Origin of the sequence: Paenibacillus sp. FSL W8-0194 (assembly GCF_037969745.1) — a bacterium.
In the GTDB taxonomy this organism is placed as follows: Bacteria; Bacillota; Bacilli; order Paenibacillales; family Paenibacillaceae; genus Paenibacillus_AQ; species Paenibacillus_AQ cookii.
The window spans coordinates 1,190,362-1,211,336 of the sequence record NZ_CP150205.1; the positions used below are offsets into that span (position 1 = coordinate 1,190,362).

At 54.7% G+C, this 20,975-nt stretch carries 16 protein-coding genes; 7 read left to right on the plus strand and 9 right to left on the minus strand.

From position 1 onward, the window contains the following. Positions 1-145: 145 nt before the first annotated feature. Positions 146-1,771 carry a DUF4091 domain-containing protein gene (locus MKY58_RS05065; protein ID WP_339323716.1) on the minus strand — a complete coding sequence of 542 codons (1,626 nt, stop codon included), beginning with the start codon at positions 1,769-1,771 and terminating at the stop codon, positions 146-148. A gap of 47 nt (positions 1,772-1,818) precedes the next feature. Then, positions 1,819-3,204 (minus strand): extracellular solute-binding protein, encoded by a 1,386-nt coding sequence (locus MKY58_RS05070; RefSeq protein WP_339323717.1) that lies wholly within the window; start codon positions 3,202-3,204, stop codon positions 1,819-1,821. Positions 3,205-3,460: 256 nt separating this feature from the next. On the opposite strand from MKY58_RS05070, the gene MKY58_RS05075 reads away from it, so the two are divergent. From MKY58_RS05075 to MKY58_RS05085, 3 genes are all read left to right on the plus strand, one after another. Next, positions 3,461-3,976, plus strand: a complete 516-nt coding sequence (locus MKY58_RS05075; protein ID WP_339323718.1) for a mismatch-specific DNA-glycosylase — start codon at positions 3,461-3,463, stop codon at positions 3,974-3,976. Positions 3,977-4,172: 196 nt separating this feature from the next. Next, positions 4,173-5,396, plus strand: coding sequence for an RNA polymerase sigma factor (locus MKY58_RS05080; protein ID WP_339323719.1), 1,224 nt, complete (start codon positions 4,173-4,175; stop codon positions 5,394-5,396). Between the two features lie 101 nt (positions 5,397-5,497). Next, a complete protein-coding gene (locus tag MKY58_RS05085) occupies positions 5,498-7,990 on the plus strand; it encodes a WG repeat-containing protein (protein WP_339323720.1) in 2,493 nt (830 codons plus the stop codon). 147 nt (positions 7,991-8,137) lie between these two features. On the opposite strand, the gene qoxD is transcribed toward MKY58_RS05085, so the two are convergent. The 4 genes from qoxD to qoxA are packed head-to-tail and all read right to left on the minus strand — an operon-like array spanning position 8,138 to position 11,950. Further along, positions 8,138-8,419 (minus strand): cytochrome aa3 quinol oxidase subunit IV, encoded by a 282-nt coding sequence (qoxD, locus tag MKY58_RS05090; RefSeq protein WP_212948263.1) that lies wholly within the window; start codon positions 8,417-8,419, stop codon positions 8,138-8,140. Position 8,420: 1 nt separating this feature from the next. Continuing rightward, entirely contained in the window at positions 8,421-9,017 is a 597-nt protein-coding gene (gene qoxC, locus MKY58_RS05095) for a cytochrome aa3 quinol oxidase subunit III (protein ID WP_036713917.1), read from the minus strand. Next, positions 9,014-10,960: a cytochrome aa3 quinol oxidase subunit I gene (qoxB, locus tag MKY58_RS05100; protein ID WP_212948261.1), complete on the minus strand. Its 1,947-nt coding sequence runs from the start codon at positions 10,958-10,960 to the stop codon at positions 9,014-9,016. Before qoxB ends, qoxC begins: the two co-directional genes overlap by 4 nt. A 27-nt stretch (positions 10,961-10,987) precedes the next feature. Beyond that, a complete protein-coding gene (gene qoxA, locus MKY58_RS05105) occupies positions 10,988-11,950 on the minus strand; it encodes a cytochrome aa3 quinol oxidase subunit II (protein WP_339323721.1) in 963 nt (320 codons plus the stop codon). Between the two features lie 435 nt (positions 11,951-12,385). On the opposite strand from qoxA, the gene MKY58_RS05110 reads away from it, so the two are divergent. Continuing rightward, positions 12,386-13,114, plus strand: coding sequence for an HAD family hydrolase (locus MKY58_RS05110; protein ID WP_339323722.1), 729 nt, complete (start codon positions 12,386-12,388; stop codon positions 13,112-13,114). A 127-nt stretch (positions 13,115-13,241) separates the two neighbouring features. Here the strand turns inward: MKY58_RS05110 and MKY58_RS05115 are convergent, their stop codons facing one another. Next, positions 13,242-15,251, minus strand: coding sequence for a DUF2339 domain-containing protein (locus tag MKY58_RS05115; RefSeq protein ID WP_339323723.1), 2,010 nt, complete (start codon positions 15,249-15,251; stop codon positions 13,242-13,244). Between the two features lie 113 nt (positions 15,252-15,364). Next, positions 15,365-16,285, minus strand: a complete 921-nt coding sequence (locus MKY58_RS05120; protein WP_339323724.1) for an AEC family transporter — start codon at positions 16,283-16,285, stop codon at positions 15,365-15,367. Between the two features lie 409 nt (positions 16,286-16,694). On the opposite strand from MKY58_RS05120, the gene MKY58_RS05125 reads away from it, so the two are divergent. Next, positions 16,695-17,168, plus strand: a complete 474-nt coding sequence (locus tag MKY58_RS05125; protein WP_339323725.1) for a hypothetical protein — start codon at positions 16,695-16,697, stop codon at positions 17,166-17,168. Positions 17,169-17,190: 22 nt separating this feature from the next. Here MKY58_RS05125 and MKY58_RS05130 read toward each other — a convergent pair whose 3' ends face one another. Beyond that, positions 17,191-17,931 carry a FadR/GntR family transcriptional regulator gene (locus tag MKY58_RS05130; protein WP_339323726.1) on the minus strand — a complete coding sequence of 247 codons (741 nt, stop codon included), beginning with the start codon at positions 17,929-17,931 and terminating at the stop codon, positions 17,191-17,193. A gap of 283 nt (positions 17,932-18,214) precedes the next feature. Between MKY58_RS05130 and MKY58_RS05135 the strand changes: the two genes are divergently transcribed. Together MKY58_RS05135 and MKY58_RS05140 are read left to right on the plus strand one after the other, a co-directional pair. Continuing rightward, entirely contained in the window at positions 18,215-19,630 is a 1,416-nt protein-coding gene (locus MKY58_RS05135; protein ID WP_339323727.1) for an FAD-linked oxidase C-terminal domain-containing protein, read from the plus strand. Between the two features lie 16 nt (positions 19,631-19,646). Next, entirely contained in the window at positions 19,647-20,966 is a 1,320-nt protein-coding gene (locus MKY58_RS05140) for a (Fe-S)-binding protein (RefSeq protein ID WP_339325059.1), read from the plus strand. Positions 20,967-20,975 lie beyond the last annotated feature (9 nt).

The window sequence follows — 20,975 nt, forward strand, 5'->3', positions numbered from 1 at the left end:
TTGTCGGCGCCCAGGTTCTCCGGCGTTCGTACAGGCATGAAATAACAAGGCTGTTCCTTCGTAGCTCAAGACTACGGACGGAACAGCCGTTTTTGGCTTGGTTCGCCTTTCGAGGCGCGTAAATCATGACGGGAAATCGGCTTGCCTAAGGCGCATACGCCGATACGGCTTCCAGCAGCCGCCGGTAAGCCCGGTCAAAAGCGGCGGGGTCCGTGTCGACCTCCGTAAAGCTTTTCATGCAGGAGGCAAGGATGTCTTCGGCAAGCTCCGGGTCATGATCTCCTAGGCTTTGCAGCAGCTCATAATCCTCCACGCCGGCGCGCATGGCTTCCAGCCTCATGCTGAGAAGCGGGCCGTCGGGACCGGGATACACGATGTGGGTATCTCCGGCAGGTACGCGCCGTTCGTGGACGTCGGGGGCAAGCAGCGGATTCGTCAGCTCGAACGGATCTTGGTTTTGGAAATAATAATTGAATCCCCAATGCAAATATCCGTCCAGCCCGTACTTCGCGTTGCCCCAATGAAGGTAACGCGTCTTCAAAAGCGGAATGTCGAGGAAGCGGTTCAAATAATCGCCGCCCGGATTCCAGCACGTGTAAAACCACAGCGTATCCCCGCAGCTCCGGTAATGCTCGTAATCTTCCCGGCGGAGCTCGTATTCCTTATTGGTGGGAACCCATACATCCACGGCTCCGGCAACGCTCGTATCGATGACGGCGTCGATGAGCGGCACCCCGGGCAGCCATTTGCGCACGATCCCCGACAGGATGCGATAGTCCGCAGCCGAAGGCGCGATCGGCTCATCCGCCACGTGTTGAACGAGCAGCGAAAGCCACCCCTTCTTTTCAAGCCAATCCCGCCATGCGCTTAAATATTGGGACAGAAAGGCGTAGCCTTCCCTTGAGGTGGCTTGGATGCCCGGAACTGCATTCAAAACGAAGGCCGGATCTTCCCAATTCACACGTCCGGCCACATGGCCGCCTTCGATATGGGTAAATCCAAGCTTAAGGAACAGCGTGATCAGCCGTTCCGCTTTCGAGAAGTCAAAGGCATAACGTCCATCGCCAAGGGCTGTGACGTCGATAAAAGAGCCGTTCACCATGAAATGGGTCTGACGGCAGCGCCTCATCGCCAGCCCATATTGTTCGAGCATCGACCAAAATGCTTCGGACCAGGGCTCCAGGCCGTGCCGCTCGGCGATGTTGCTCGTCGAAAACCAATTGGCGATATGGAGCCGTCCGTGTGCAGGAATCAAGGCCTTAAATATCTCGATGTGAACGGGGATGACACAGGTTTGATCATCGACCGTCAGGGTGACGCCCCCGCCGTAAATGCCCGGAGCAGCCTCTTCCGGAATGTGCCAGCATAGGTAGTAGGCTTCGGTGGCGTTCCTTGCGGCACACGGGCTTTCGACCGGAAGCAGCGCATCGTACACGCGGAACGGGGCTTGGCGCGTCACATAAGGAGGAGCCGGCGTCCCGACGGGCACGGTAGATACGTCGATATCGGTATTTTCGTTCACTTGCACGTCCAGCAGCCGGTAGATCTTAAAGCCCGATGCAAGGGCGGTAAGGCCCCGCAGCCCTTTTCCGTTGTCATGAAACGCCCAGGTTAAAACCTTATGAACCGGCAAATCGCCCAAGAGAACCTGACAGCCTGCATAAGAGCCCCGGGCTCCCGCGATTCGAATCTGAAGCTCATGTTCGGAGGGATGCGTGACGGATTGATCCGGGTACAGCCATTCGTTGGCGCTAAACACCTGATATTTCAAGCAGATTCACCTCTTTATGCTTGAGTTTGCTTAAGCCGAAAGCCGGATCATTCCTTTTGCTTTTTGGCTTCTTTGATCTTGATTTCGGATTCCTCTTTAAGCTGGCGCAAAAACGATGCAATGTCCATGTCCGATTGGGAAAACTTGAGCATGGAGCCCCCGATGTCGACGTATTGGTCCCAGGTGCTGATTTTCGCCGGAGGCAAAGCAGGGGACGTCTCGTAAAAGGCGGCAACGTTTTTTCCTTGGAACACCTCCACGTTTTCGCCGAAGTGGCTGATGACGTCTTTATTATTGAACAACGGCGGTGCATCCCCGATTTTGGCGAGCTCCGTCTGATGCTCGGGGGACAGGTAGGCCGTCAGCACTTTGAAGGCCGCGTCCTTATGCTCGCTGTATTTGTTAATGACAAGCAGGTTGCTTCCCGCCGGCGGAGCGGATTCTTCCCCGTCCCCCCATACCGGCAGCGGGGCCGCCTCCATGTTCGCGGCAACTTCGGGGTCGCCGACGCCCCAACGCAGATATTCGATCCAAGAGACGATCATGCCTACGTTTTTCTTCGGAAATTCATAATCCTTGCGGGCTTCCGGATCTTCGTTCACAATGCCGGGAATGCCGTAAATCTTTTTCATCAGTTCAAAATACCGCGTCACGGCCGGCTCTTTGTCGATCAGCACTTCGCCCGTGTCCGGATCGGTCAAGTTTACCGCAAGCTGGGACAACGGAACGGTGACCTCGCCCGAGGCGAGCCCGGGTCCCATCTCCAATCCGCGGTATTGAACCCCGTCGCGTTCCGCGGTCATCTGCTTCGCAAGCTCGACCACCTCGTCCCAGGTCAAACGTTCCGTGGGATATTCGATGCCGAATTTGTCGAACACTTCTTTGTTGTACCAAATGCCGTACGGACTGTATTGAATGGGGAATCCGAGAATCCGTCCTTGGCCCGTGCGATCCATCGCGCGAATGGAAGCGACGAGCGAAGGGTCCAGCGCCTTCAGGTCAAACTGGTGTTTTTGAATCAGGTCGTCCAGCGGCTCGATCATGTCCAGCTCGTATAAGGCATCGAGCCCCCAGTTCGCAAAAATGATGTCGGGGACGATTTTCTGGGCGTTCAGCTCCTGGAGGGGATCCATCTGAGCCTGGGAATCGACCAGCTCGATCGTCACGTTCGGAAGCAGCTTTTCGATTCCGCGGTACCGCTGCTCGAAGGCATCGGCCCCCCAAGGGTACAAAATTTTAATGGTGACCGGTTCATCGTTTGTTTCTTTGGGCGTTTCCGCAGGGCTTGGCGTTGCTTCGGCGCTGTCTTTTGCGGTTTCCGAGGGCGGAGGAGCGCTGCCGGTTGAGCTTGACGAGGAGCAGGCGGACAACGCTGCGGAGAAGAGAAGGAAAAAGGCGGCAAGTATCACTTGATAGCGCTTTCTTCGATTCATAAAAGGCAACCCCTTTCTTAATTCAATTCGCATGGCCTTGGAGTTTGGCGACAACTTCATTATAGGGAGGGGGATGTTAATTTAGTGTTAAAGGTTCGGATGATCTGGTTGCAGGCGCTTCTCCGGGGGTATACCATGATCATAAGCCTAAGGCTTACGGCGCGGGGGATCGGGCAACAGCCGAACGGCGCCGGAATAAGCCGGTCCTCCGGTCGACGCCTTTCCGAATCCAACGTATCCAAAGGAGGTGAGCGCGATGCCGGAAATACCGGATCACCTGGACATGGGGTTGTCCATCCTGTTTATCGGCTTTAATCCGAGCCTGCGGTCCGGAGAGACCGGGCATCATTACGCCAATCCGCGCAACAATTTTTACCGGATATTGTACCGGGCGGGATTGACGCCGCGGCTTTACGAGGCCTCGGAGGACCAGGACCTGCTGAAAATGGGCTACGGCTTCACCAATATCGTTGCGAGACCGACGCGGGGAATCGATGACATCGATCGCAGCGAATATGCTGAGGGCAGAAAAATTCTCCGCGCGAAGCTCCGGAAGTATCGCCCGAAGGTGGCTTGCTTTGTCGGCAAAGGCGTCTATGCCGAATACAGCCGGAAAAGCAAAGTCGACTGGGGGTTTCAACCGGACCCGGTCATCCCGGAAATCCACGAGTTCGTGGCTCCGTCGTCCAGCGGTCTTGTACGGATGCCGATGGAGGAGATCGTGGGGATCTACCGCCGATTGGCGGAATATATCGCGGAGCACGGGGAGTAAGAACGTGGCTTGCTCAAGGTTCAACGGACACGACAGACAGGACATAAGAAGACAAGGACGCACACGCTTAATTAGCCGCGAACTGCGGCTTTTTTTCGTTTGCCGAACGTGTAATACATAATATTTTTTGTATGTACGTGGCTTTTTGGCTCCCTCTGGTGTCTAATTCATTGTAAATCAAGAGGAGGTTTTCACCATGTCAGGAGCTCATGACACAAAACCTGTTTATCCGGATGAACAGGAGATCATCCCAAGCTTTGAAAGAGCGTATGAACAGCATCGCCAACGAATCCGCCAATATTTCTCGCTGAAATTAAACCCGCGGGTTGCGGAAGACATGACTCAACAGGTTTTTTTAAAGGCTGCCGAAAATATTCACAGCTTTAAAGGTACCTCTAGTTTATTCACGTGGATTTTTAAGATCGCTCAGAATACAGTAAAAAACGAATATCGGAAGTTATCCCGAAAAAAAGAATCTCCTTTTGATTTTCAAGATTACGAATCACAGTCGATCTCCCTTGAATTTACGAAATATGTTGATTTTCGGATTGATATCGGAGCGGCGCTAAAAGAATTAGATGAGGTAGACCAAGAAATTATTGCTCTGCGTTTTTTTGTGGACTGTACGTTGCCTGAAATTTCTAAAATCGTTGGGATGCGTGAAAGTGCAGTAAAGAACAGATTGTACAGATCACTGGAAAGACTAAAAAAAGAACTCAAAGAATGGGGAGAAATTACCATTATGTCTATTCAAGATTTGATTTCAATTGTAGATAAGGGTGGCAACGAAGGCCCGAGTCATCGTTTGAAGAAGGTACAACATGACTTGTTCGCCGAACTCAGCAATAATGTAGAACGTATCTCGACAAAATACAATCACCGTCCATCACGAAAAGTCGTTATTGAAATATACCCTGATCTGCCAACGTTCCATCAAGCTGTAGGAGAAGCCGATGCACCCAATTGGTTTATGGGCACATATGAAGGACATATTCTTAAAATCGTATCTCCGTTGAATCCAGGACCCGAACATACGTATCAATCCATCCTAAAAAGCACGGTCCATTTGTTCACCATGTGGCTAATCAATGATATTAATCCAACGGCTCCCAAATGGATCAGGCAGGGGATAGGCGGATTCGAAGCCAAACAGATGACTCAGGACTTTATTAAAGGTTCGACGGAAGATGCGATCCGCAATCTGGCGATCCCATCATTTGATGAATTAAATAACGATACCTGGGATTTTGAAACGATGAAAGGATTCCAGTTCTCCTATATGTTCGTGGAATTTGTATGTGAACAATACGGAATCGATGCATTAAACAAAGTGATTCGCAATCCTCATGATTTTAACGGGATCTTTCAATGTTCTGAGCAGGAACTGCATAAGGAAATGGTTGAGTATATAAAGAAGTAATACTTCTACGACAGTGTTTTTGGGCGGGAGAATTCATATATGGCGGCTGGCCGCATACGATTAGGCGAAGGAGCTTGTTGAATAAGGGAGGTTGTCCCAAGATGTCCGTACACGACCATCCGATCCAGATCGCCAGGCGGCATTTGCCGCAAGGCGCCGAACTGGCCAACATCGACGGTCCCGCGCCCCGTCCGGCTGTTCTTGCCGCCGATATTACCGGAGACCGAATTCCCGAAATCACGGCGGTTTACCGTTTGCAAGGCGAACTATTTGTTATGGTGCTTGTTTACCGGGAAGGGCGCTACGAGGCTGCGGCCCGCATGAAGGGACCGGGATACGGCGTCACTTACATGGCTGCCGCGCCGGTCCTGCAGCCTGGCACGAGCAATTTAGTCATCGGTTGGCGGATCGGTTCCATTTGGTCGAAGTTGTCCGTCTATGCCTGGTCGGGTGAAGTCCTGACCGATGCCGCCCCGTCCGGCATGAGCTTCAGCTTCGTCCATGTCGAGGATATGCCCGGGACGAACGGACGGGACGGACAGGCCGAAATCGCCCTTTGGATTCATGATACGGGGGACGCATACCGGGTGGATGTGGTTCGGTGGAGCCAGGGCGCGTTTGTTCCCGCGCCGGATGCGTACCGTTACTACTTTCCGACCGTGGTGCGGTATTACGAAGGGCTGACGCGGAAGCATCCGGATTATTCCTTTTACTGGTATTACCTGGCGGACGCCCAGTATCGGGCCGGGATGCCGGAACCTGCGCTGGCTTCGGTGCGCCGGGCCCTTTCCTTTCCGGATCCCTATCCGTCCAAGGAAACGCTACGCGAACTCGAGCGGAACATCGAGCAGACGCTGCACGGAAGCGGACGCTTTCCGCAGCCTTCCGGGTTGTTTCCCGCATCCCTGAAAACGACGCACGGAACGAAGTGGGGATATATCGATGCCGAAGGTAAATTGGTGATTCCGGCCCGGTTCGACGATGCCCGGGATTTTCAACAGAACGGTCTTGCCGTTGCCGCGGCAGGAGGGAAATACGGGGTGATCGATTCGGCGGGGCGTTTTGTCGTTCAACCAAGGTACCAGTGGATCAATCCCTTTTCGGAGGGCCGGGCCGTCGTGAACGACGAACAAGGCTTCAGGCTGATCAATCAAGAGGGCCAGGTGCTTACCCGCAAAGCATATGCGTTTATTGCGGATATGCATGAAGGGCGGGCCGTCTTCAATGACGCAGCCGGCGGGAATGGAAGCAGCCGGTACGGTTATCTGGATCCGGAGGGACATGAAGCCATTGCTGCGAAATATGCGGAAGCCGGCGATTTTTCCGGCGGCAAGGCCGTCGTCAAAATCCAAGAAAACGAATACGCCTTGATCGACCGGAACGGCCGCAGGCTGGCGACGTACCCTTATGCTTACGTCGGTCCGATTGGAGAGGGGCTCCTTGCATTCCAAAAGGATGCCGGCGGGAAGTACGGGTATATCGACGAGAAAGGCAGCGTCGTGATTCCGGCCGCTTTCACCTCGGCGTTCCCGTTCCATCAAGGCCGTGCCATCGTTAATACCGCCGAGGATTACCAATCCAGATTCGGCGTTATCGACCGGCAGGGGGAATGGGTGATCCGCCCGGAATACGACGATATCCGGGATCTGAACGAAGGGCGGTTCGCGCTCGGCCGTGCCGTCGACCCGCAGCAGCCTTTCATCGGCTCGGTGTATGCCATTGCGGACGATCACGGCCGCAGGCTGACCGAGTTTTCTTACCGAGACGTTTCCAATTTTGAAGGCGGTTTGGCATCCGCGTATGACAGGCGGTTTACGTTTTTGATCGACAGCTCCGGGCAACCCGCCCCGGGGTACCCGCGGGTCAGCGGCAGCGGAACCCTGCAGCGGGAGAGCGAAGGACTGATCAAGGCATTCGTCGACCAGCGGTTGTCCTATATCGACCGCAGCGGGCAGGTCATTTGGCGGCAAAACACCGTCATTCCGCTGCAGCCTCCCTACCTCGTGAAAGAAGAGAAATATAAGCCGAATCCGGATTACATTGTGTATTATCCGGTTGTGGAAGGAATCAAGGACCCGGCGGCTCAGCGGTCGGTGAATGCCAAGTTGAAGGAGCTGTCGCAGGTAAAGCCCGTTCCTGCGGATCAGACGCTGGACTACACCTATACGGGCGACTTTGAGGTTCTGTTTTATAAACAAAACCTGCTGGTGCTGGAGCTTGACGGGTACCGGTATCCCCTTGGCGCGGCACATGGCATGCCGACAAAGGCATTTGCTTTGATCGATCTGGCGACGGGGCGGATGTACGGCCTTAAGGACTTGTTTAAACCCGGCAGCGATTACGTAAAGCGGCTGAGCGACATCGTCGGCAGGCAGATTGAGGAAGACCCGCAATATTCTTATGTATTCCCTGGAAGTTATAAGGGAATTTCGCCGGATCAATCCTTTTACGTGACGGAAGACGCCCTGCATCTTGTTTTCGAGCCGTACGAAATCGCCCCGTATGCCGCAGGTTTCCCAACCTTTACGATCCCGTTTGCCCAAATCCGCGATTTGATCGATACGACAGGGGCATTTTGGAAGGCGTTTCATTGACGGGACGGCGCATGCATGCCGGTGCAAGGCCGTTCCGGGCCGCTTGTGACCGGCAATGCGGGGGAGGGGAAACGAACCGGCATGCCCAATCGTAATAACGCAAAAAAAGCTGTCCGCAAAGGACAGCTTTTTTCGATTTCAGGTGTATCAGTATCCCCAGATCATCGCAAAGAGCGTACCGAAAATCGTGGCAACGCCGACGAATACCGCATAAGCGATGTTGAGGTAGAGCGTCTTTTTCGAGGACGTTTCGCCGATGTGCATGAACAGAACCAGCTGCAGCGAAGCCTGAATCAATGCGCTGATGATCAGAATGACCATGGCGGCCGAAAACGTCAGATCCCAGTAAATCACGCCAAGTGCCACGAGTGAAAGGACCAGCGAAAAGATATATCCCATCACGTGACGTATCGGGAACAATCGTGCCATATTACATCAATCCTTTCAGGTAGACAAAGCTGAAGATAAAGATCCAGACGACGTCAAGGAAGTGCCAGTACAGCGAGAAGATGAACGATTTGTTCGCGGTCTCGTCCGTAAAGCCTTGGCGACCCACTTGAATCAGGATGCCTGCGCCCCACAGGATCCCCATGGTCACGTGAAGACCGTGGGTTCCGAGCAGGACGAACAAGCTGGACAGGAATGCGCTCGTTTGCAGCGTCGCGCCTTCATGCACGTAGTTGACGAATTCCGTAATCTCGATGCCGAGGAACCCGAGGCCCATCAGCAAAGTGACGACGAAGAAAATCATCATCGGTTTTTTCAAGCCGAGGCGCATGGCATGAATGCCAAGGCCGCAGGTAAAGCTGCTTGTGAGCAGCAGGAACGTTTCCCAGATAACACCGCCGACCTCGAAAAGCTCTTTGCCGGTCGGGCCGTTGCCCGTACGGTTCCAAAGCGTGAAGTATACGGCGAACAACGTGGAAAACAGGACGATTTCTGCTCCAAGGAAGAGCCAGAAGCCGAAGATTTTGTTGCTGTTCTCCTCGGTTCTGTACTCCAGCGGCAGCGTGTCATTTATTTTCATACGGTATCACCCCGCAGTTTCTGTTCGGTAGCGGCGATTTCCTTCGGTGGAATATGATAGCCGTGATCGCGTTCGAAGGAACGCACCGCCAGCATGATGATCACGCCGACGCCCGCGATGATCGCAGGAATGAACCAGCTGAACACGAGGAAAAAGCCCAGGAAAAACATGATTACGCCGAGAATGAACGGTTGCCCGCTGTTGTTTGGCATATGAATCTCTTCGTAAGGTCCTTCTTCATAAAGCGGAACGTTATGCTTTTTGGCATGCCAGAAAGCATCTTCGGAATGTACGACAGGCACTTTCGCAAAGTTGTAAACCGGAACCGGGCTTGGCGTGCTCCATTCCAGCGTACGCGCATCCCATGGATCCCCGCCCTCGTTGCGTGGGCTGTGGCGGAAGCTGTAGAAGAAGTTGTAGCACAGGACCACGAAGCCGACCGCAAGAATGAGAGCGCCGATCGTCGCGATCATGTTCAGCGGACCGTAGCCGGTGCTGGCTGAATAAGTGTACATCCGGCGCGTCATGCCGTTAAGTCCAAGGAAGAACAGCGGCATGAAAGCCACGTTGAAGCCGACGATGATCAGCCAGAAGGCCGTTTTGGCCAGACGTTCGTTCAGGCGGAAGCCGAACATTTTAGGGAACCAGTAATGCATGCCGGCCAGTACCCCGAATACCGTACCCGGAATAAGCACATAGTGGAAGTGGGCCACCAGGAACATCGTATTGTGATACTGATAGTCGGCGCTTGCCATCGCAAGCATGACGCCGGTTACGCCGCCGATCGTAAAGATCGGGATAAAGCCCATCGCGTACAGCATCGGAGACGTGAACGAGATTTTGCCTTTGCGGAGCGTAAACAGCCAGTTGAAAATTTTGACCCCGGTCGGAACCGCGATCGCCATCGTCGTGATGGAGAAAAAGCCGTTGACCATGGCGCCTTGGCCCATCGTATAGAAGTGGTGCGCCCATACGAGAAAGGACAGGACCGAGATGGCGACCATGCTGACAACCATCGATTTGTAGCCGTACAAATTCTTTTTCGAGAACGTGGAAATAATATCGCTGAAAATACCGAAAGCAGGCAAGATAACGATATATACTTCAGGGTGTCCCCAAACCCAGAACAAGTTGGCCCAGAGCATATCCATACCGCCGTTGGCCATCGTAAAGAACTGGCTTCCGAACACGCGGTCGAACATCATCAGGGCAAGCGCTACGGTGAGCACAGGGAAAGCAAACAAAATAATGACGTTCGTAATCAGTACCGACCAGGTGAACATCGGCATACGCATCAGTTTCATGCCTGGAGCACGCATCTTCAGGATCGTCACGATAAAGTTGACGCCCGTCATCAGCGTACCGATACCGGATATTTGCAGCGCGAGCGAGTAGTAGTTATTGCCTACCGTCGGGCTGAATTCAAGGCTTGCGAGCGGGAAGTACGCGGACCAGCCGGCATCCGGCGATCCCCCGATCACAAACGAAATGTTAAACAGCATCGCTCCCATAAAGAACATCCAGAAGCTGACGGCGTTAAGTCTAGGGAAAGCGACGTCGCGGGCCCCGATTTGCAGCGGAACGACCACGTTCATCATCCCGATGACAAACGGCATCGCCATGAACAAAATCATGATAACCCCGTGCGTCGTAAATATCTCATTGTAGTGCTGGGCATCCAAAAATTTGGAGTCCGGCGTCGCGAGCTGCGCCCGCATCAACAGGGCGTCGACGCCGCCGCGGAACAGCATGATCAACGCCGACAAAATATACATAATGCCGATTTTTTTGTGGTCCACGGTGGTGAGCCACTCACGCCACAGATAGCCCCATTTTTTGAAATAGGTCAATCCGATCACGATGGCGAGCGATACGAGCACGATGCTGACATCGGCCGCGTAGATCATCGGCTCGCCGGTAACAAAAAATTCGTCCCATTTCATGCAGTTTGTTCTCCTTTCTCCATGATGTTAGTGACCGTGTTCCATGGAAGAATGATCGTTCATGTCTTTCATGTCACCCATGTCCTGCATATGATCCGCGGAATCCTTGCCGGATTCCTTGCTGTCTGTCGAATTGTCCCCGCCATGGCCGTGTTCGGACATATCCATAGGCGGAGGCGAGAATTTCAGGTGCGTGGAGCTGTAAGACTTGCGTCCGACGAAGTCCGTATGCAATACGGAGTTGAATTCCTGCTCGGTCAGTTTCGGAGCGGTTTGCTGCACCTCGTTGACCCATTTCGTGTAATCGGCAGGAGATTGGGCAAGTACCTCGAATTCCATTTGGGCGAAACCTTTACCGGAGAAGTTCGAGTTTTTACCCATGTACGAACCTTCATGTTCGGCGACGAGATTCAGCTTGGTGACCATGTCGCTCATCGCGTATTTCTGTCCGCCGAGCTGCGGAACCCAGAAGCTTGAAATCGGACCGTACGAGTAGAGACGGAACTCGACCGGACGGTGCGTAGGGATGTTGACGTAGTTTACCGTTTCGATGCCTTCCTCCGGATAGCTGAAATGCCATTTCCAGTTGGAAGAGGAGGCGTAGATGACAAGCGGCTTTTGATCCTCATAGCCGGCCGGCACCTTTTCTACGGCATAAGTCGTACGTACGGTAACGACAGACAAAATGGCTACGATGATAATCGGAATGGCAGTCCAGATAAATTCGAGCCATTTGCTTCCTTCCATATGAGGCGGTTCATAATCGTCCGGCGTTTTGCTGGCCCGGTATTTGGTCAACATGAAAATGTACAGGATGTACACGACGATTAACACGAGCGCCATCATCAGAATAGAGAAGATAATTGTATTGGATTGTGTTTTCGCTACCGGCCCTTTCGGATCCAGGACCATCAGTTTCGTATCGCATCCGCTGAGCAGCATGACGACGGAAATAAAAATGAGTGAAAACAACCATCTTTTTTTCTTCACGGGAAACTCCTTTCTAGCATGCCTTAATCGCTGAGTGTTTGGATAATTCGCGAATCCTTATAGCCATAGCATAGTAACTTGTGAAAAAGAAAACAAATACAGTAGAATACATAATTGTAAATAAAATACAATTATTCTGTGATAATCTTCACATTCTTCACGAAAAAAGGCCAAAAAATCCGATTAAGCTTTGAAAAAGGCTAAATTCGGCGATTTTCATTTTTGTTCAAAATTGAACGGGCGGGGAACAGTTGTGCCAGTTCTGTCACAATTGAAAGGGTTTTAAGCCCGGGGTAAGTTTTTTTACCCCTGTCCGGCGGTCGCTGAAACCTGCTTGTACCGCGGCATCATGTGCTAAAATAGACATAAATTCGTTTGCCGTAACAAACATCACAATAAGGATTTTGCAATCCGGACCATAGGAGAGGAAACGCAATGGGAGAGAAACGGACGAACGCAAAAGGGATATTTTTTGACGTGGATGATACGCTTTACGATCATTTGCAGCCGCTGAGGGAGGCGCTTCGGCATGTGCTCGGCACCGGAGAGGACTTTCCGTATGAGGCGGTATATCACCGATTCAGATATTACAGCGACAAGCTTTCCGCCAGCCATGGCGCGGTCAATGCCGCCGGAGCGGAACGGGATTTGCAGGAGATGAGGATCCAAAGGGCCAAGCTGGCTTTGGCGGAATTCGGGATCGCGGTGACGGATGGGGAGGCGGGCCGGATCCAGGAACAATACCTGGAGCGCCAGTTCCGGATCCGCCCGTTTCCGGGGGCAACGGAGCTGATCGGCGAGTTGCAGGCGGCCGGTCATGTCGTCGGGCTGATCACGAACGGACCGGCGGAGCACCAGATGGCCAAAATCAAGGCGCTGGCGCTGGATGCCGCCATCCCTTCCGGCCATATTTTCGTATCGGGGGCGGTCGGTTACGACAAGCCGGATCCGCGCCTGTTTGCCCGCGTCAATGAACAAACGGGGACGGATCCTTCGCGCTGCTTCTACATCGGCGATTCGTGGCGAAACGACGTGATCGGGGCGCTGGATGCGGGCTGGACCGCGATCTGGTTCAACCACAGGCAGGTTGAGCCCGAAACGGAACATCAGCCGCAGTATACGGCAGGCAGTTACCGGGAGCTTGCCGGGCTGCTGCTGGCTTAAAGGATTCAGGGATGAACGAAAACAAAGCAGCCGCATTCCCGTTACGGGGTCGCGGCTGCTTTGTTTTCATTTACATCCTATAAACGATTTCATCGTATAAGTTCAGGCAGGTACCGATGCACCGGCATTAACGTTCCACGGTCGCATCATCAGGTGGCGATTGCGGCGGAACCTGTTTGCGTTTGTACATGAGCCTGGAGACGATGATGCCGATCGCGCCAAGTCCGATGAACAAAATCGCTCTGACCGCAACGGATACGTCCGGCAGGTCGGCGACGATGACTTTGACCAGCGTGAGGAACAGCAAGCCGATGCCGGCAAGCCGGACCATCCGGCGCTGAAGCAAGACGCCGCATACGATGACGGCGATGGCGTACACCGCCCACACCGCGGACAAAACCAAATGCCGCAGGTCTTTCGTCAGCCCGCCGGTCAGCACGTTGGTCGCCTCGGTCATAAAAATGATCGCAAGCCCGGCATCGATCCACATGAGAATATCCGGCCAGCGGTTGGACAACATCCGTTGCGGCATACGCCGCAGCGTGTACGACAGAACCGCAAGGGAGGCCAGCAGTACGAGCCAGGAAAGGGTTTCGGCGGAAAAGATGCGATGGATGGCCAAAAACAGCGTGCCCGCCGCGCCGTACAGCAATACGATGGCTGCCGTGATTTGCTGCATATAACTTTTCAGCACCATGCCTAGGACGATGCCCGCGGTTCCGATGACGATCGCGGAAGCCGGCGCATAATGCTGGTTCGAAATATCGAATGCCCACAGGAACCAGGCGACGGTCGCGATGGAGACGAACACGGGGGAACGCTGTTCCTTCATGTATTTGCCCCATGCGGCCAGCGTGTAAACCAGCGCCCACACCAGCAGCATCAACGGCCGCCAATGAACGGAACCTTCCCACAGCGGGTACAAGGCATAAATCCATAATGCCATGACGCCGAATCCGGGGAATAACGACAACGTTTCATCAAGTTTGCGGCGTCCGGGCCCGAAGAAGGCGTAAGCGAGCAATGCCGCATGCTGAATGAATACCGCTCCGATGAAAACGTGGCGGCTTTCATCGAAGTCGCCTGCCGCGTAAGCGATCAGAAGCGGCAGATGAAGCACCCCGGCCGCGACGAAATAGGCGGCGCGGAAATCGAATTTCAAGGCGACGGCGATCATCGCCAGCGAAAACGCGGTCTCGTATCCCGCCAGCACCCAAGCATTCGGCTCGGCGGAATGCACGAGGAAAGGAACGAGATACCCCGCCACCGTCGCGATGATGATCAGCGTTTGCGAGCGGCGTCTGAGCGCCGTAAACACGCATAGCGCAATCGAAATGACGTAAAGCGCAAACGCGATGCCCGAAGGGATCAGGTCATACAGCTGATGGGCCGCAAACACGGACAAGATGAGGATGCCGATCGAACCTCCCAAAAGCACCTGTCCGAGCGCTTCCCGTTTGCTGCGGAGCTGCCGTTCGCCCAGCCAATACATGACGGCGGCTGCGACGACGCCCAGCAGGCAGCGCACGGGTTCGGTCAAATATCCGGCTTTGACCACTGCGGTAAATCCCCATAACACGCCGAGCAGCAGGACCACGATAAAGACCCGCGGAAGCCATACCCTGGCGATGAGATGCTCCCAGTCCTTCGGCGGCTTGGGTTCGCGTGGAACCTGCGGCTGCTGCCCGGGATAAGCGTACGGATTCATTCCCGGCGGATAAGGCTGGCCGGCCCCCTGCATCCGGGGCTGTTGCGGCGGAACCTGGCCCTGATAACCTTGGCCCGGTACGCCTGCAGGAGGATATCCCGGCATGCCCTGCGGTCCGGGCCGGTAACCCGGCCCCCCTTGTCCCGGAGCCGGAGGGCCATACATGCCCTGGCCCGGAGGGGCCTGATGCCCCGGCATTCCCTGAGGGGGAACGGCCTGATTTGGCACCCGCGGCTGACCGTAAGGCGGATAGGCCTGCGGTGGATGCCCGGCATGCCCCGGAGCGCCCGCGTGCGGAGGCGTTACCCCCGGCGCCGGCCCCTGAACGGGCTGGTCCGCCCCGCGCCTGGCATGGCGCAGTTCCGTCAGCTCAAGCTCCATTTGTTTCATTTTGGCTTCTAGCTGTTCAATCCTTTTTTCCAACTCCAATGGTTAACCACTCCTGAATTCCCAATATTAAGCTCTATTGCCGTATATCCATCTTACCACAGAATGACGGCGGATTTAGCACGAAATATGCTCGGAATTCGCTTGGAATAGGCTCAGAACATCTTTGCGAGGGAGATCAATCCCGTAATGGTCACGACATTAAACAGGGTGGAGAGCAGCACGGTTTGGGCGGCGAAATCGGGTTCGTTCCGATATTCTTCGGCCAAAATCGACGTATTGACGCCCGTCGGCATGCCGGATGCGATCAGCAGCGCCTGCGCGGGTATTCCTTTGAGTCCCAGCGCGAAGACGAGCGCGCATCCGATGGCCGGTCCGATGATCAGCTTCAGGAACATGCTGACGTATACGTCCAAGCGGTAAAGCTTGAGCGGGTATTTGACGATCTGCGCCCCCAGGGTCAGCAGCGCAATGGCAACCATCGATTGCTGCGCGTAGGTTAAAGGCTGGGATACGAACAAAGGCAGCGGCGCCTGGAGCACATGCAGCAGCAGCCCCAAAACCAAAGCATACGGCACGGGCATCTTCAAGAAGCCGATCAGCATGCTCCGGTAGTTGCCTTTCATCTTCGCTCCCTGGATCGCGATGACGCCGTACGTGAAGGTCAGCAGGCTTTGCAGGGACATGATCAGCGCCTGCATCGACGAAGCGAGCATATCCCCCTTAAAGACGAGCGCGTTGATCGGCATCCCGTAATTCCCGGAATTGTCGAGCATGATGCTGTTGTTAAAGGCCGCTTTCATGCTGCTTTCGAATTTGAACAGGCGCCCCGCCACGGTCCCCAGCAGCCATAAAATGAAGACATACAAGGCGTAAAACATAACGACGGTCCCCAGCAGCTCGCCGGACATATCGGAATGGTACATGCTCATAAAAACCGCGGCCGGCGTGATGAAATAAAAATTGATTTTGGATAAAGTGTATAAATCCAGTTGGAAAAGCCGCTGCATCAGCGAGCCGAACGCGATCAGCACAAACACCGGCAGCACGACTTCAAGCAATATGGTAGCAATCATACATTCAGCTTCCTTTTTCTTCATGATGTAAATGGCGGGCTTATTCATTATAGCACCACGTCAAAGCGGCGGGGCTCCAAAATCAAGCTCTTTTCGCAAAAGTCGCGCATTTTTTGTTGGAATAATATTCATTTTTTAGTAAGAAAGGCCGATAAATATAGCATACACGCAATAAGGGATCGCACTGGGTATCCAGACGCATGAACATGGAGGTCCTTAGTACCATTCATTGCAGCGCCAGGGCATAAAGCTCGAGTGTCCCAAGGTAGAAGTTTAAATGGTGTAACGGGGATTTTGTCGAATTACATGCAGTGTCTTTCAACGGAACCGTTTTCCATTCGGCTGTCGAAAGCATGGAAGGCGTCAGGCATCGCAACATTTGCAAAATCCTGAACGGGAGGTTATTTACATGCTGCCTTTTTCGGAACAATCGCAAAGAAGCATCCGTAACGGCCTTTTTGAAAAGGATGTGTACGAGCTGTATGCCAAAGCCCGCAGCTGGAACGATTTGTCTCGAAGTTATATGAACTTTGCGCGCCCCCTGCTGGAAGCGGGCTTCCGCAAAGCGGCGCTGGTCGTGGCCCACATGAGCGTCAAAGCGAAGCTGAAGCAAATTTATTTGCAATCGGAAGGCAGGTTTCCGCCGGAGGATCTGTATTATGACGAATTGATCGGTACGCTTCGGCATGTCGCCGAGATCGATTTGGAAACGGAGCTGTTTTTGAACACGCTGCAGTATATCGCGGAGTCGGAAGATTCAGCTTTTTTGGCCCAGAACGACGGCGACCATCTGACGAAAATGATCGAGCGGGTGGAGCAGACGCTGGAAGGGCTGGACCGATGCGCGGTTGGCAGCGGCGTGGTCATCAGGCTTGAAAACTAGCAGCGAAAAAAAAAGAAGCCGGTTACGTCATCCGCAGATGATGGTCGCCGGCTTTGTTCTCGCTTAGCACCTGCTCGACTTTCGAAATGTGCAAATCCATGCGGGCGGACGCCTCCCTGGCATCCTGCTTGGAGATGGCTTCGCAGATGCGGATATGTTCCTGCAGCAATCGCTCGGCCGAGGAACGTTCGGCGTAAAACCACAGCGCGCGCATATCCTTCATGTTTTCATGCAGACGGCTCGACAGCGATTCCATCAATTCAAGCAGCAGCGGGTTGCGGGTTGCGGCCGCGATCTGCTGGTGAAATTTCACGTCGGCCTGTTCGATGAAATGCTCGTCATCGGAATTTTCCATCTCTTCGAGCAGCTTTTCGAGGACGGCCAGGTCCTCTTCCGTTCGATGCAGCGCGGCAAGCGCGGCGCATCCGGTCTCAAGAACGCGGCGCACCTCCAGAAGGTGGCGCAGCGATGCGGCCCGTCCTTCCCATAAATCGTCGTAACGCTGCATCGGGTGGACCGGCGCGGCTTCCGGAGGAACAGCTTTGACGAACGTTCCCCCGCCCTGTTTAATGTTAAGCAATCCCATCGCTTTCAGCGCGCTCAGCGCCTCCCGGATCGTCGATCTGCCCACGTTGTATTGGGCCGCCAGGTCGACGACCGAAGCAAGCCGGTCCCCGGGCGCAAGGCGCCCGTCGAGCATCCGTTCCTTCAAATCGTTCATGACCCATTCGTACTGCTTAAGCGGTCTCTGCTGGTTGGTCATCTTCCTCAACGTCCTTTCCGAAATTCCTGATCATGATCCGTCTCTATGGTTTCATTCCGTTATTGGTATTTCAACTGGCCCGTCATGCAGCATGTTTCGCGAGTTTATAACATCTGAAGCATTTTTATCATCAGCAGCGGACAAGTATGAAAAAAAAATTTCGACGCGTCTATTTTCGATTCATCTATTCTAGTGTATACTTGTTCCCAAGAAAAGTCATCAGATGACCTGATTAATTTAAATATTCCATCGATACCGAACGAATCCAAGGGAGGGACTTTCCTTGCTGCAAGAAGAAGTCAAACGCGAACTGATCTCGATCCTCGGCAGCGCATACGTCAAGGACGATCCGCAGACGCTCGTCACCCATTCCTATGACGGCACGCCGATGCTGCAATCCTTGCCGGACGGCGTTGTTTACCCGTCCAGCACCGAGGAGGTGTCGCGGATCATGAAGGTGCTGAGCCGCTACAAAATCCCGGTCGTGGGCAGAGGTTCCGGCACCAATTTATGCGGGGGCACGGTGCCCGTGCAGGGCGGCATCGTCATGGTCATGCACCGGATGAACCGCATTTTGGAAATCGACCTGGAAAATTTGACGGCCACGGTACAGCCCGGATTGAACACGAAACAGTTCAGCACGCATGTTGAAAGCCTCGGCTTGTTTTACCCGCCGGACCCGAGCAGCATGGCCATTTCCACGATCGGGGGAAACATTGCCGAATGCTCCGGAGGGCTGCGCGGCCTGAAATACGGGACGACCAAAGATTACGTGATCGGCCTGGAAGCGGTGCTTGCAAGCGGCGACGTGATCCGCACGGGAGGCAAGCTGATGAAGGACGTGGCGGGGTACGACCTGACCAAGCTGCTGGTCGGCTCGGAAGGGACGCTGGCCATCATTACGGAGGCCACGCTGAAACTGATTCCGCCTCCAAGATACAAGAAAACGATGCTGGCGATGTACAAGGACCTGTACGGCGCTGCCCGCACCGTATCGAAAATCATCGAAAACCGCATCATCCCGGCCACGCTTGAAATTCTGGATAACGCCACCATCCGCGTCGTGGATGATTTCGCGAAGCTGGGGCTGCCGCTCGACATGGAGGCGATCCTGATCATCGAGCAGGACGGCGATCAAGAAGCCGTGGAACGGGATATCGCCATCATTACCGAGGTTTGCCGAAGCGAACATGCCGACCAGATCAGCATCGCGGCTAGCCCGGAAGAGGCCGAGAAGCTGCTGACCGCGCGCCGCAGCGCGTTTACGGCGCTCGCCCGGCTGCGCCCGACGACCATACTGGAGGACGCGACCGTGCCGCGCTCGAAAATCGCCGACATGGTGGTCGAAATCAACCGGATCGCGAAAAAGCACCAGGTGCAGATCAGCACGTTCGGGCATGCGGGGGACGGCAATCTCCATCCGACGGCAACGACCGATGCCCGGAACAAGGAAGAGATCGTCCGGGTCGAGGAAGCGTTTGAGGAAATTTTCGAAGCGGCGATCCGGCTGGGCGGAACCATCACGGGCGAGCATGGCGTCGGGATGGTCAAGTCCCCGTATCTGGAATGGAAGGTAGGCCCGGCGGGGATGGACGTCATGAAAGCGATCAAAAACTCCTTCGATCCGGATAACCTGCTGAATCCGGGCAAAGTATTCGCGAAGGAAACGCGGAAACGGGTGGTGATCCAACGTGGCTAACGGGCAAACGCAACCGATGAATCCGCTGACCGAAAAGCTCCGGTTACGCCTTGACGAAGATCAGCTGACCAACTGCATGCGCTGCGGCTTCTGCCTTCCGGCCTGCCCGACGTTTGCGGAAACCGGGCTGGAGGCCGAATCCCCGCGGGGACGGATCGCCCTCATGAAAGCGGTGACGGACGGCCTGATGGCGCCGGATCAGGCTTTCGAAGACCAGATGAACCATTGCCTCGGCTGCCGCGCCTGCGAGCCGGCGTGCCCGGCGGGCGTCAAATACGGCCAGCTGATCGAGCAGGCACGGGACGCGATCGAAGATCATAAACGGCATAAGCCGCTTGTGAGAGCCGCCCGCCACGCCGCCTTCAAGACGGTATTCCCGCATCAGAACCGGATGAAATGGGTCGGGCGCGGCTTGCGGTTTTACCAGAAATCCGGGCTCCGTGCCGCAGCCCATGCGACGGGAGCGATGAAGCTGTTTCCGAAACATCTGCGCGATATGGAGAAAATTTTGCCGGATGCCGCCGGGCGCGGTGTCGTGGAGCAAATCGGCGACCGCCATCCGGCGAAAGGCGAAAAAATCGCGACGGTAGCCTTGTTCAGGGGCTGCATCATGGACGTGCTGTTTACCGACACGAACATCCACACGGTCGATTTGTTGACGGCCGCCGGTTTTGAGGTGGTCATCCCGCGCGAGCAGAACTGCTGCGGCGCGCTGCATGCCCATAGCGGGGAAGCGGAGGGCGCACGCGAGCTGGCCAGACGCAATATTCAAACGTTCAAGGCGGCCGGCGTGGATTATATCGTGTCCAATGCGGGCGGATGCGGCGCAATTCTGACTGAATACGACCATCTGCTGCATGAGGATCCGCAGTGGCGGGACGATGCCGTTTGGTTTGCGGAACGGGTCGTCGATATCAGCGATTTGCTGGTACGCTTCGGAAGAAAACTGGACTTCGGCCGGGACGATGCGGCCGGCGGTACGGAACCGGTCCGGATCACGTATCAGGATTCGTGCCACCTCCGCAACGTCATGCGCTCATCGGACGCTCCGCGCAAATTGATGCGACAGGTGGAGGGAGCGCAGTACGTGGAGATGACGGGCGCCGACCGCTGCTGCGGCTCGGCAGGCATCTACAACATTACCCAGCCGGCGATGGCCGGGCAAATTTTGGACCATAAGATGGAGCATGCCGAAGCTACCCGGGCTTCCTACCTTCTGACCAGCAATCCGGGCTGCCTGCTGCAAATGAAGCACGGCATCGAGGAACACGGGCTCAGCGGGCGGATGGAGGCGGTCCACATCGTGGATTTCCTGCATGAACGGCTGAACAAATAAGCGCCCCTC